This is a genomic window from Pseudomonas putida, assembly GCF_028682635.1.
GTDB lineage: Bacteria > Pseudomonadota > Gammaproteobacteria > Pseudomonadales > Pseudomonadaceae > Aquipseudomonas > Aquipseudomonas putida_AE.
In genome coordinates this window covers 1-12787 of sequence record NZ_JANHLK010000001.1, presented here as the reverse complement: position 1 = coordinate 12787, position 12787 = coordinate 1, and the positions used below count along the sequence as shown (strand labels likewise).

The 12787-nt window shown below is 59.7% G+C and carries 9 protein-coding genes; 3 read left to right on the top strand and 6 right to left on the bottom strand.

Annotated elements, in window-relative coordinates; genetic code table 11:
• Positions 1-93: 93 nt before the first annotated feature.
• A complete protein-coding gene (locus NPS56_RS00045) occupies positions 94-1428 on the bottom strand; it encodes a dicarboxylate/amino acid:cation symporter (RefSeq protein ID WP_274072904.1) in 1335 nt (444 codons plus the stop codon).
• 338 nt (positions 1429-1766) lie between these two features.
• On the opposite strand from NPS56_RS00045, the gene NPS56_RS00040 reads away from it, so the two are divergent.
• Positions 1767-2765, top strand: a complete 999-nt coding sequence (locus tag NPS56_RS00040) for an AraC family transcriptional regulator (protein WP_274072903.1) — start codon at positions 1767-1769, stop codon at positions 2763-2765.
• A gap of 64 nt (positions 2766-2829) precedes the next feature.
• Here the strand turns inward: NPS56_RS00040 and NPS56_RS00035 are convergent, their stop codons facing one another.
• From NPS56_RS00035 to NPS56_RS00025, 3 genes are all read right to left on the bottom strand, one after another.
• Positions 2830-4173 (bottom strand): ATP-binding protein, encoded by a 1344-nt coding sequence (locus NPS56_RS00035; RefSeq protein ID WP_274072902.1) that lies wholly within the window; start codon positions 4171-4173, stop codon positions 2830-2832.
• Entirely contained in the window at positions 4170-4847 is a 678-nt protein-coding gene (locus NPS56_RS00030) for a response regulator transcription factor (protein ID WP_274072901.1), read from the bottom strand. The genes NPS56_RS00035 and NPS56_RS00030 overlap by 4 nt, the downstream gene beginning before the upstream one ends.
• Positions 4848-4965: 118 nt before the next feature.
• Complete coding sequence (locus NPS56_RS00025; RefSeq protein WP_274072900.1) at positions 4966-5568, bottom strand: hypothetical protein; 603 nt, start codon at positions 5566-5568, stop codon at positions 4966-4968.
• A gap of 199 nt (positions 5569-5767) precedes the next feature.
• On the opposite strand from NPS56_RS00025, the gene NPS56_RS00020 reads away from it, so the two are divergent.
• Positions 5768-6493 (top strand): 4'-phosphopantetheinyl transferase family protein, encoded by a 726-nt coding sequence (locus NPS56_RS00020; protein ID WP_274072899.1) that lies wholly within the window; start codon positions 5768-5770, stop codon positions 6491-6493.
• A gap of 72 nt (positions 6494-6565) precedes the next feature.
• On the opposite strand, the gene NPS56_RS00015 is transcribed toward NPS56_RS00020, so the two are convergent.
• Both NPS56_RS00015 and NPS56_RS00010 read right to left on the bottom strand, forming a co-directional pair.
• Entirely contained in the window at positions 6566-8176 is a 1611-nt protein-coding gene (locus NPS56_RS00015; protein WP_274072898.1) for an ATP-binding protein, read from the bottom strand.
• Entirely contained in the window at positions 8173-8895 is a 723-nt protein-coding gene (locus NPS56_RS00010; RefSeq protein ID WP_274072897.1) for a response regulator, read from the bottom strand. Before NPS56_RS00010 ends, NPS56_RS00015 begins: the two co-directional genes overlap by 4 nt.
• Before the next feature lie 729 nt (positions 8896-9624).
• On the opposite strand from NPS56_RS00010, the gene NPS56_RS00005 reads away from it, so the two are divergent.
• The gene (locus NPS56_RS00005; protein WP_274072896.1) at positions 9625-12519 is read left to right on the top strand and encodes a ribonucleoside-diphosphate reductase subunit alpha; all 2895 of its coding nucleotides are present in this window, start codon (positions 9625-9627) and stop codon (positions 12517-12519) included.
• Positions 12520-12787: the final 268 nt, after the last annotated feature.

The following is a 12787-nucleotide window of genomic DNA, read 5'->3' as shown; positions in this document are numbered from 1 at the left end:
AGCAATCACCTTATGCGCCACATGCAATGACCGTTGTGCTCAAATCCCGGGCATGAAAAAACCCGCCGAAGCGGGTTTTTCATTCAACAAGACTTACCTGGCGTTGGTCGGGGCTACCTCTTCGACGTGGCCCAGAACATCGTCTTTAGGCTCGTCGGCAATGCCGCGACCGCCAGACGCCAGCTCGGATTGCAGCACGTCGGTGTCCAGCTCCTTGACCCACTTCGCCACGACGATGGTGGCAACGGCGTTACCGACCAGGTTGGTCAGTGCACGGGCTTCGGACATGAAGCGGTCGATACCCAGGATCAGCGCCAGGCCGGCAACCGGCAGGTGGCCAACGGCGGACAGGGTCGCCGCCAGTACGATGAAGCCCGAACCGGTAACGCCCGCAGCCCCCTTGGAAGACAGCAGCAACACCACCAGCAAGGTGATCTGGTGGGTGATGTCCATGTGGGTGTCGGTGGCCTGGGCAATGAACACAGCCGCCATGGTCAGGTAGATCGCCGTACCGTCGAGGTTGAACGAGTAGCCGGTCGGGATCACCAGGCCAACCACGGACTTCTGCGCCCCCAGACGCTCCATCTTGATCAGCATGCGCGGCAGCACCGACTCCGAAGAGGAAGTACCCAGCACGATCAACAGTTCTTCACGGATGTAGCGGATCATCTTCAGCACGCTGAAGCCGTGCAGGCGGGCAATCGAACCCAGCACGATCAGGATGAACAGCAGGCAAGTGATGTAGAAGCAGGCCATCAGCTGGCCCAGTTGCACCAGCGAGCCGACACCGTAGGCACCAATGGTGAAGGCCATGGCACCGAAGGCACCGATCGGCGCGAGCTTCATGATCATGTTGATGATGTTGAACATCACGTGGGCGAAACGATCGATGAAGTCCAGCAGCGGCTTGCCGTAGGCACCCAGGCGATGCAGGGCGAAACCGAAGATCACCGAGAACATCAGCACTTGCAGGATGTCGCCCGTGGCGAACGCGCCGACGATGGTGGACGGAATCACATTGAGCAGGAAGCCGATGACGCTTTGGTCAGCGCCAGCAGCGACATACTGGGCAACCTTGGAGGCATCCAGGGTGGTCACGTCGATGTGCATGCCGTTACCCGGCTGGACGATGTTGACCACCACCAGGCCCACCAGCAGCGCGATGGTCGAAACGATCTCGAAGTACAGCAATGCGTAACCGCCGGTCTTGCCGACCGACTTCATGTCCTGCATGCCAGCGATACCGCTGACGACGGTACAGAAGATGATCGGCGCGATGATCATCTTGATCAGCTTGATGAACCCGTCACCCAGCGGTTTTACGGCCACACCGAGCTGTGGATAGAAGTGACCGAGCAAAATACCGATGACAATTGCAACGATCACCTGGAAATACAGGGATTTGTACAGTGGCTGACGAGTCGTCATTGCAAAGTTCCTCAAGAGTGCGCGGCGACAACATCCGACTGTTGCCCACCCCAACTCAATTGCGAACCCTCCTGCACTGGAGGGATTTGTTTTTTCGAGCTGCGCGACGGCAGGCATCTACGGGTTCTATCGCAAGGCTCGTGCCACCTTGTAGGAAAAGCCTGAAAGCCTTATGGCATCAAGGGTTGCAGGTTGGTGCGGGTCAACACACGACGACTGCGCAGTGGCGGATTTCCGCCCAGCCGTCGAATCACATCCTGTAATCTGGCGGATATCCGCCTTGTTCATGCCCATGCAGCGCGGCTACCATCCGTCGTTCTATGGACGGACTTGCCTCTATGCGCGAACGCACCATTGCCAGTCATTTCGCCCGTGCCGCCCTCGGTGGCGCGCAACGGCGTGGCTACGATTATTCGATACTGCTGCAGCAAGTGGGGATCAGCCCCGAGCTGCTCGACGAGCCTCGAGCGCGCATCCCTCCAGAACAGTTCACCCGGCTGATACAGGCACTATGGCTCGCGCTGGACGACGAATACCTGGGTTTCGGCCGGGGCATCAGCAAGCCCGGCAGCTTCGCGATGATGTGTCATGCCGTGATCCATTGCCGCAATCTGGATAAGGCACTGCATCGCGGATTATTGTTTTATAGCCTATTCCCGGACGCCCCGCGCCTGACGCTGACCCGCGAAGACGGAATGATTCGACTGAGTCTGGACGATTCGCAACTCTGGGACCCGGAACATTTCCTCAGCGAATGTCTATTGGTGATCTGGCATCGCTTCGCCAGCTGGTTGATCGGCCAGCGTATTCGACTGGAGCACGCCACGTTCAGCTACCCGCGACCGGAACATGGCGCCGAATACGAGCTGCTGTTCTCGTGCCCGCTCGAGTTTTCGGCACATCAAAGCAGCCTGCTGTTCCACGGCCGCTACCTGAACATGCCACTGCTACAGGACGAACGCACGCTCAAGCAGTTCCTTGAACGCTCGCCTGCCGATCTGTTATCGCGCCCGGACGACGGCCATAGCCTGAGCAGCCAGTTGCGACGCCTGCTCAGTCGCGACCGCTCCCCCTGGCCGGACCTGGAGGCCGTGGCTGAGCACCTGCATATCAGCCCGCAAACGCTGCGTCGGCATCTGCGTGAAGAAAACACCAGTTTTCAGGAACTCAAGGACCAGCTACGCCGCGACATTGCCATTTATCACCTGGGCCGCAACGACTTGCCCTTGCAACAGATCGCCGAGCAATTGGGGTTTTCCGAGCCCTCGGCGTTTCACCGGGCATTCAAGAAGTGGACCGGGCTGACGCCGGGGGCTTACCGGGCCAGGGATTTGTAGGAGCCGGCTTGCTGGCGATAGCGTCTGTACGATCGCCATCGCCAGCAAGCCGGCTCCTACAAGATCACGCCAGCGGAAAATGAATGCGGAAGGCGGCACCGCCCAAGGGCGAGTCCCCCAGGGTGAGTTTTGCGCTATAGCTTTCGATGATGTCCTTGACCACCGCCAGGCCAATACCCTGTCCTGGATGCTGACGGTCCAGGCGTTCACCGCGCTGCAGGATCCGCGTGCGCTGATCGAGCGGGACGCCTGGGCCATCGTCTTCCACGCATATCTCGATACCATCGAGGGTATGCATGCTGATGCGCACTTCGCTCAGGCACAGTCGATAGGCGTTCTCCAGCAGATTGCCAAGCATTTCCAGCAAGGCGCCCTGCTCGATAGGGACCAGACACTGCGGCGGCAAATCGAAGGTAACCTGCACCTGTTTGTCGCGATAGACCTTGTCCAGCGTATCGCAAAGGCTCTGCAACACCGGTTGCAGGCGTACCTGATGGCGCACCAGTCCGCTCTTGCGCAGGCTGGCGCGTTGCAATTGGTAACCGATCTGTTGGCTCATGCGCTCGATCTGGGTCTGCAGCACCCAGGCCTGATCCCTCTCCTCAGGGCGTTGCGCCATGCCTTCGCTGACCCCCTGCAATACCGCCAATGGGGTTTTCAGGCTATGGGCCAGATCGTCGAGGGAATCGCGATAACGGCTACGCTGTTCACGCTCGCTGTGCAGCAATCGGTTTAAAGAGCCGGTCAGGCGCAGCAGCTCACGTGGGTGTTGCTCGCTCAGGCTTTCACGGGTGCCGCTTTCGATCTCGTCCAGCTCCTGGCTCAGCCGGCGCAATGCCTGCAACCCCCAGGACAAGCCGCCCCATAGCAATGCCAGAAGCACCAGTAATGCCGCGCCGAAACCCAGGTAAAGGTTTTCCCGCAGGCCGCCGAGCGTAGCATCGTATTCACGCGCCGGTTGCAACGCGACGAAGCTGAACGCCGCGTTTTTGCCGCCGAGCAGTTTGACCTCGACGTCATAGACGAAGAATTCCTGGCCAGTGTCCTGGCGAATCCTGGCAAATTCATTACCGCGCCCGTCGTAACGCGGCTTGTAATTGATGTTCTTTACCAGGGTGTCTTTCGAGCGCCAGACTAACTGACCTTCGCGGTTATAGATGTAACCGAGCAAGTTGCCATCGGCCAGGTTGAAGCGCTCGTCGGGCAACTGTTCTGGCATCAGCAAGCGGTCGTCCTCGACCCGTGCAGCAGAGATCAACGTGGTGACGTCCGACGCCAGTCGCTGCTCGATGGCGTCCTGCAGCGCCAGGCTGAACGCTCCCTGCATCGCCGGCAGCAACGCCAGCATGAACAATACTGCGAGGATCGTGGCGGCGAGCATCAGGCGAACGCGAAGAGAACCGATCAAGTGCAACGCTCAGTGAACAGATAGCCCAGGCCACGCACCGTTTCGATTGGCTTGAAACCGGACGGACCTTCAAGTTTTCGACGCAGACGGCCGACCAGCACTTCGATCACGTTCGGATCGCGCTCGTCATCGTCCGGGTAAAGCTGCTCCATCAAACGGTCCTTGGGGACCACCTGCTGATGATGGCGCATCAGATACTCGAGAATCCGGTACTCATACGCGGTCAATGCCAGTGGTTGCTCCTCAAGGGACGCCTGCTTGCGATTAAGGTCCAGCAGCAGCGGCCCGGCAACGATCGTTGACTGGGTAAATCCGCTGGAGCGGCGCAACAAGGCATTCAGCCGAGCTTCCAGTTCTTCAAACTGGAAGGGCTTGACCACATAGTCATCGGCACCGGCAGCAAGGCCTTCAACCTTGTCCTGCCAGTTACCGCGTGCAGTGAGGATCAGGATCGGGAAGGTCTTGCCTTGCGAGCGCAACTGACGGATCAGATCCAGCCCGCCCATGCCCGGCAAGCCGAGATCGATCACCGCCAGGTCGTGGTTGAACTGCTCGGTCTGATACAGCGCATCGACGGCGTTGGCCACGGACTCGACCACATGGCCGCTGTCCGTCAGGCGGGTTTGCAAGTGATGACGCAACAGCGCTTCATCCTCGACAACCAGCAATTTCATGTCGCTCTCCCAGGCAAATCAAATACCCCGGAGGCACGATCGACGCACCTCCATGACTAACAGGCTGCGCCGGAACAATCTCCTGGATTGATCCGGCGCAGCCTGCTGCACACGCTTTTCAGAAAGCATAGTTGGCTGAAAGGTAGGTCTGTGCGCTGCTATTCAAACTCAGCGATCCCTGCTTGCTACCACCTTGTGCGCTCATTTCGGTGCTGGCGTTGCTGCGCAGGTAACGGTACCCCAGTTCAACTGAAGTGTTTTGCGAAACCTGTTGCAGAATGCCTGCCTGTGCGCCAATGGTGTAACCGAAGTTGGTGTCGCGACTGAAGCCTGATGACTCCTGGGTCAATTTGGTCAACCCGGCGGAGGCACCGCCGAATAGCCTGGTGTCAGCACCCAAGGGATGGAACAGATCGTAGCTGCCCAACAGGTTCTCCTGACGCAGTTTAATGCCATTGTGCGAGCCCGACACGTTATCGTACGTGGCGTAGTAACGGCCTTGGCTGTTTTGCTGCCCCACACGCAAGCCCCAGGTGTGGTCCTTGGCAATCACGCCGTCGGCGTTCGGACGGTTGAGATTATCGTTCAAGGCGCTGGACTTTTTGATCTTGTCGCTGGTCTGCCCATAAGTAAGGCTGGCGAAATTGTCGTTGGCACCGAATGCGGCAGTGCTCGCGCCGAAAACGGTGAATGCCAGCAGCAGTTTTTTGATTCCAGTCATGGGTGAAGCTCCTCATAAGTTCGTGCTTGAGTTCGTGTTGTTTTGGCTACGGAGCAAGACTACTCACGCCGCCCTGAACTCACCCTGAACGCGCGCTTAACCTGAGCTGAACCATATCCACCCAGCTGTTTTGATGATTTTCCAGCAGCAAATCCCCCAGGACTACCCAGCATCAAGGCAACCCGGCAAAATGCCCGACATGAATCCCGTCCCCGCCCTGCCCGTCTTCTGCACGCCCCTCGACGCCCATTGGCCGCTGCCGCTGGTGCTGCCCGATGCGGTGCTGTTGAGTACCCACTTCGATACGTCGCAACTGCTCAGCGATGATTTCCAGCGCAGCGCCATCGAGGCGCCCGCGAGCATTCAGCGCTCGGTCGCCAAACGCCAGGCAGAATTTCTCGCCGGGCGGATCTGCGCCCGCGCAGCCCTGCAACAACTGGAAGGCCTGAACTTCAGTCCGGCCATCGGTGATGACCGGGCGCCTGTCTGGCCTGCGCACATTACCGGTTCGATCACCCACAGCACTGGTCGGGCCGCGGCGATCGTGGCGAAGAAAAGCCATTGGCGCGGGTTGGGGATGGACATGGAAAACCTGCTCAATGCCGAACGTGCCGAACGCCTGGCCGGGGAAATCCTCACCCCGGCGGAACTGCAGCGCATGGCCGCCGGTCATCGCGATCAGCTCGCGTTGCTGGTCACCCTGACGTTTTCAGTGAAGGAGAGCCTGTTCAAGGCGCTCTACCCGATCGTGCGGCAACGTTTCTACTTTGAACACGCCGAGGTGCTGGAGTGGACCGAGTCAGGTGAGGTGCGGTTGCGGTTGCTGACGGACCTGTCCGGTGAATGGCGTAACGGCACCGAGCTGGAGGCGCAGTTCGGGGTCAAGGATGGGCAGTTGTTGAGTCTGGTCAGTATCAAGGCCTGAAAGATATTTGCTGTTTGTCAGGCCCTCTTCGCTGGCAAGCCAGCTCCTACAGGGGATTTGGGGCGCGGGGTCTCAGCGTTTCTCCTGATTGCGCGGCCAGCTCAGGCTGAAACATGCGCCGCCCAGGCTTTTGCTCTTGCCGATCAACGCCCGACCGTCGTGCCAATGGATGATCCGCCGCACGATCGACAATCCCAAGCCATGGCCGCCCGAGGCCCGGGTGCGGCTGTCGTCGAGGCGCAGGAATGGCGTGAAAATTTTCTCCCAGGCCATTTCCGGCACACCCGGCCCGTCATCTTCGACATCCACCCGACAACGTTGCTGCCCCACCTGATAGCTGATGGTGACTCGCGATTGAGCGTGGCGCATGGCATTGGTCACCAGATTCTGCAGCGCCCGGTGCAGGTAGCGCGGCTCGGCCTCGACCCAGGCGTCGTCGCAGTCGGCGGCCGACAGGCACAACCCTCGCTGCACCGTGACCTCGGCGCGCAAGGGCGCCAGCTCATCGATCACCTGATTGACCAAGGCATCCAGATCGATACGCTGAAAATTCAGGGCTGGCGAGCCTTGTTCCAGCCGCGCGTACGTCAGCATCTCGTCGACCAGGCGGTCGAGGTCCTCGATATCGTGGTCCATGCCTTCGCAGTATTTTTCCAGGTCTTGCGGGGTCTTGGCCGAGCCGATCATTTCCAGGCCAAACCGCAGGCGGGCCACCGGCGTGCGCAATTCGTGGGACACGGCACGCACCAGCTCTCGCTGAATGGCCAGCAGCTGTTGCAGGTGCTCGGCCATGCCGTTGAACGCCGACGCCAGTCGCCCTACCGAGTCTGCACCCCGCGCCGGCACACGGGTTTCCAGGCTGCCCTTGGCGATCCGCGTGGCCGCCGCTTCCAGCCCGCGCAAGCGGCGCTCCAGTTGCCGCACCAGCAGGTAGACGATCAAACCGATCAGGCTCAGCCCCAGTGCGGCAATCAGCACCAGCCACTCCGGCGGATAAGGATTCATCTGGTACAACGGGCCGATTTCCAGCACCCAGGGCGTGCCGACCATGCCGGCGAACACCCGGATCGAATCGCCCTCCTTGCCCAGCGCCATCACGGTGTCACCCTCGGACACCCGACGGCTCTGGTCTTCGTCCATGTCGGCGTCTTCGACCGTGACCAGGCGCAAATCGAAGCCAAACCCCTTGTCCTGTTTCAATTGCGCCAGACGCACCGGTTGCTCGCCTACCGGGTAGCGCACCAGTTCGTCTGCCAGCAGATAGATAGTCGCCCGGGCGAGTTGTTCGCTGATCTGCTGGACTTCACCGGTGAGAACAAGCTGCTCCTGGTCGCTGACCAGTCGATAAACCCTGGCCGCATGCGGGCCGGTCTGCTCCACCAGGGCCTGGCCGCGCAATACCCGGGTGCGCTGGGTGAGGTCGAGGTCGGTCTGGGCAAAGGTTTTCAGCGCGAGCGGAATCCCCAGCAGCCGCTCCCACACCAACAGGGCCCGGCGGCGTTCGGTCTGGTTCATCGGCTGCAGGTTGTCGGCCATCAGCGAAAACGTGCCGTGGGCCAGGCGTTCGCGATACTGCTCGCCGCGCACCTCATTGAGCAGGTGCAAAGCCAGCACACCGAGTACCGCCACCAGTATCAGCGCGGCACACATGCCGCCGTAGATCCGCAGGAAGATCGAGTTCACAGGGTCGGGTCTACGCAGGCCTCGGGGACAAACAGGTAGCCTTTGCTGCGCACGGTCTTGATCAGCCGCGGATGGTCCGGGTCATCACCGATCTTCGGGCGGATGCGCGAGATGCGCACGTCAATGGAGCGGTCCTGGCCGTCATAGCCGATGCCGCGCAACGCGGTGAAGATTTCTTCCCGGGACAGGATGCGCCCCGCGTTGGCCACTAGCAGCCAAAGCAAATCGAACTCGGCGCTGGTCAGTTCGATGCCGTTGTCGTGCAACCAGGCTTCGCGCAATGCGTTATCCACCACCAGCGGGCCGAACTGCAGGCGCCGTTGTTTTTCCGGGACGACCTCCGGCGCTTCACTGCGGCGCAGCAAGGCCTGGATGCGCGCCAGCAGCAAACGCGGGCGCACCGGCTTGCACACGTAGTCGTCGGCCCCCAGGTCCAGGCCGAGGATCTGGTCGGTGTCGTCGGTGCGCGCGGTGAGCATCAGGATCGGGCCGTCATACCGGTCGCGAACCTTGCGGCATATGCTCAGGCCGTCTTCGCCCGGCAGCATCAGATCGAGAATCACCAGGTCCGGTTGTTCCTTGATGATGCGGGCCGCCGCCAAGGCACCATTGCCTTCGATCGACACATTCAGGCCATTGGCTTGCAGGTAATCGCGCGTCAGTTCGGCCAGACGCTGATCGTCCTCCACAATCAATACCTGCCAGGCTTCTTGCTCCACCGGTGACCTCTACTTGCCAGAACGCTCATAAGGAAGGATCCGCCCGTCTTTTTGTAATGATAGGGGTGGATAAATTGCATACATGCTGACCGATTGTATAAACGTCGCCCACGCAGAACACAAGCCGGTAAATGCGTTCGGACAGCCAGGTTTTTTGTGATAGGGTTCGCGCCCTTAAAAACCTGATCAGTCATTTTCGTTCGTTAAAAATCACTGAAAAAAGCTTCAATCCAGCTAGGTCGCGGCCTACACGCCGGTTCCCTCTTTCACACACAATTTACGCACAGTTTATCCACAGGCAGCACGTTGCATTCGCCCCCCAAAACGCATTATCTTGTAGCCAGCGCGTTATAAAATCCCTACATGTAGGGTTTTAAGCTAAAAACCAAACACAAACCGGACAGCAATTTCAAGCGCTTTTCATGCGTCTTTCCGGTTGAACCAAACGTATTTTTCGAAGACCAAACCGCGCGTGCGGATGGCTACTGTATTTCGACCCAAAATGGTGAAAACGGTACGGGTGTTGCAGTCATTACTGACACTTGGAAAGGAATGCGGTATCGAGCAAAGGCTCGCACCTGAACTTCGGCACGGACGGCCTCATTAGCCTTTTTCCTACTGTCCCGAAGTTGTTATGCCCGACACCCACGTCGGTTGTAGTGCTTCAGGACAGAACGGTGGGCACCGTAAAGGTGCCCAAACAAACATAGAGAATGTGGAGACACCCCCATGCAAACCGACACAACTCGCGAGAACCCGCAGGGTACCTTGCCGCAGGCCGCTGATTCGAATTCGGATCTGTCCGCCACCGCGCCTGGTCAATTGCGCGTGATCAAGCGTAACGGCACTGTCGTTCCTTACACCGATGACAAGATCACCGTCGCCATCACCAAAGCGTTTCTCGCAGTTGAGGGCGGCACCGCTGCCGCTTCGTCGCGCATCCACGACACCGTGGCGCGCCTGACCGAACAGGTCACTGCCACCTTCAAGCGTCGCATGCCATCGGGCGGCACCATCCACATCGAAGAAATCCAGGACCAGGTCGAACTGGCCCTGATGCGTGCCGGCGAGCAGAAAGTGGCCCGCGACTACGTGATCTACCGTGACGGTCGCTCGAAAGAACGCGCCGCCCACGCTCCGGTCGAAGCCGCTGTCGACGCTCACCCGTCGATCCGCATCACCCGCGCCGACGGCAGCCTGGCACCGCTGGACATGGGCCGCCTGAACACCATCGTCACCGAAGCGTGCGAAGGCCTGGAAGAAGTCGACGGCGACCTGATCCAGCGCGAAACCCTGAAGAACCTGTACGACGGCGTGGCCCTGACCGACGTCAACACCGCCTTGGTGATGACCGCCCGTACCCTGGTCGAGCGTGAGCCGAACTACTCGTTCGTGACCGCCCGCCTGCTGATGGACACCCTGCGTGCCGAAGGCCTGGGCTTCCTCGGCGTCGCCGAGAGCGCGACCCACCACGAGATGGTCGACCTGTACGCCAAGGCCCTGCCTGCCTACATCGCCAAGGGTATCGAATTCGAATTGCTGAACCCGGTCCTGGCCGACTTCGACCTGGAAAAACTCGGCAAGGCGATCAACCACGAGCGCGACCAGCAGTTCACCTACCTGGGCCTGCAAACCCTGTACGACCGTTACTTCATCCACAAGGATGGCGTGCGTTTCGAACTGCCGCAGATCTTCTTCATGCGCGTGGCCATGGGCCTGGCGATCGAAGAGAAACAGAAAGAAGACCGTGCGATCGAGTTCTACAACCTGTTGTCGTCCTTTGACTACATGTCTTCGACCCCGACCCTGTTCAACGCCGGTACCCTGCGTCCACAGCTGTCGAGCTGCTACCTGACCACCGTGCCGGATGACCTGTCGGGCATCTACCACGCGATCCACGACAACGCCATGCTGTCGAAATTCGCGGGTGGCCTGGGTAACGACTGGACGCCGGTGCGTGCACTGGGTTCGTACATCAAGGGCACCAACGGCAAGTCCCAGGGCGTCGTACCGTTCCTGAAAGTGGTGAACGACACCGCCGTTGCCGTCAACCAGGGTGGCAAGCGCAAAGGCGCTGTGTGTGCCTACCTGGAAACCTGGCACATGGACATCGAGGAGTTCATCGAACTCCGCAAGAACACCGGTGATGACCGCCGTCGTACCCACGACATGAACACCGCCAACTGGATCCCTGACCTGTTCATGAAGCGCGTCTTCGATGACGGCAAGTGGACCCTGTTCTCGCCGTCCGAAGTACCGGACCTGCACGACCTGACCGGCAAGGCTTTCGAAGAGCGCTACGAGTACTACGAAGCGCTGACCGAGTACCCGGGCAAGGTCAAGCTGTTCAAGACCATCCAGGCCAAGGACCTGTGGCGCAAGATGCTGTCCATGCTGTTCGAAACCGGCCACCCATGGCTGACCTTCAAGGACCCATGCAACCTGCGCAGCCCGCAGCAGCACGTCGGCGTGGTCCACAGCTCGAACCTGTGCACCGAGATCACCTTGAACACCAACAAGGACGAGATCGCCGTTTGCAACCTGGGCTCGATCAACCTGCCGAACCACATCGTCAACGGCAAGCTGGACACCGCCAAGCTGGAACGCACCGTGAACACCGCCGTTCGCATGCTCGATAACGTTATCGACATCAACTACTACTCGGTGCCACAAGCGAAGAACTCCAACTTCAAGCACCGTCCGGTCGGCCTGGGCATCATGGGCTTCCAGGACGCCTTGTACCTGCAGCACATTCCTTACGGTTCCGACGCAGCCGTCGAGTTCGCCGACAAGTCGATGGAAGCGGTCAGCTACTACGCGATCCAGGCTTCCTGCGACCTGGCTGACGAGCGTGGCGCCTACGAGACGTTCCAGGGTTCGCTGTGGTCCAAGGGCATCCTGCCACTGGATTCGCAACAAATCCTGATCGAAGCCCGTGGCCAGAAGTACATCGATGTCGACCTGAAGGAATCCCTGGACTGGGCACCGGTTCGCGCCCGTGTACAGAAAGGTATCCGTAACTCGAACATCATGGCCATCGCACCGACCGCGACCATCGCCAACATCACTGGCGTTTCGCAGTCGATCGAACCGACCTACCAGAACCTCTACGTGAAATCGAACCTGTCGGGCGAATTCACCGTGATCAACCCGTACCTGGTTCGCGACCTGAAGGCTCGCGGTCTGTGGGACTCGGTCATGATCAACGACCTGAAGTACTACGACGGTTCGGTGCAGCAGATCGAGCGCATCCCGCAAGAACTCAAGGAGCTCTACGCGACTGCCTTCGAAGTGGACACCAAGTGGATCGTTGACGCGGCCAGCCGTCGTCAGAAGTGGATCGACCAGGCTCAGTCGCTGAACCTGTACATCGCCGGTGCTTCGGGCAAGAAGCTGGACGTGACCTACCGCATGGCCTGGTACCGTGGTCTGAAAACCACTTACTACCTCCGTGCCCTGGCCGCGACCAGCACCGAGAAGTCGACCATCAACACCGGTAAGCTGAACGCTGTTTCCAGCGGCGGCAACCACGGTGATGATTCGGTCCTGGCAGCTCCAGCAGGTCCAGCTCCAGTGCCGAAGGCTTGCGCCATCGACGAGCCGGATTGCGAAGCTTGCCAATAAGCTGAACCGGTAACACCAAACCCCCGACAGGCCCCTGGCTTGTCGGGGGTTTTCTTTTGCCCATGAAAAAGATCGCAGCCTCGATCCCTGTAGGAGCTGTCTCGCGAAGCGAGGCTGCGATCTTTTGATCATCGAGTAGGAGGCGGATTTACATCCGCCGTCCTCTCACACCACCGTACGTACGGTTCCGTATACGGCGGTTCAGGTTACACGGCTAAGCCGGTTTATCGTATCCAGTATCGAGACCAAACCGAGGCGATCCCACAGC

Bases quoted from the DNA above. Each gene is read 5' to 3' on its own strand.
- NPS56_RS00025 (WP_274072900.1), bottom strand. From the start codon at position 5,568: ATGACTGGAATCAAAAAACTGCTGCTGGCATTCACCGTTTTCGGCGCG.
- NPS56_RS00020 (WP_274072899.1), top strand. From the start codon at position 5,768: ATGAATCCCGTCCCCGCCCTGCCCGTCTTCTGCACGCCCCTCGACGCC.
- NPS56_RS00045 (WP_274072904.1), bottom strand. From the start codon at position 1,428: ATGACGACTCGTCAGCCACTGTACAAATCCCTGTATTTCCAGGTGATC.
- NPS56_RS00040 (WP_274072903.1), top strand. From the start codon at position 1,767: ATGCGCGAACGCACCATTGCCAGTCATTTCGCCCGTGCCGCCCTCGGT.
- NPS56_RS00030 (WP_274072901.1), bottom strand. From the start codon at position 4,847: ATGAAATTGCTGGTTGTCGAGGATGAAGCGCTGTTGCGTCATCACTTG.
- NPS56_RS00005 (WP_274072896.1), top strand. From the start codon at position 9,625: ATGCAAACCGACACAACTCGCGAGAACCCGCAGGGTACCTTGCCGCAG.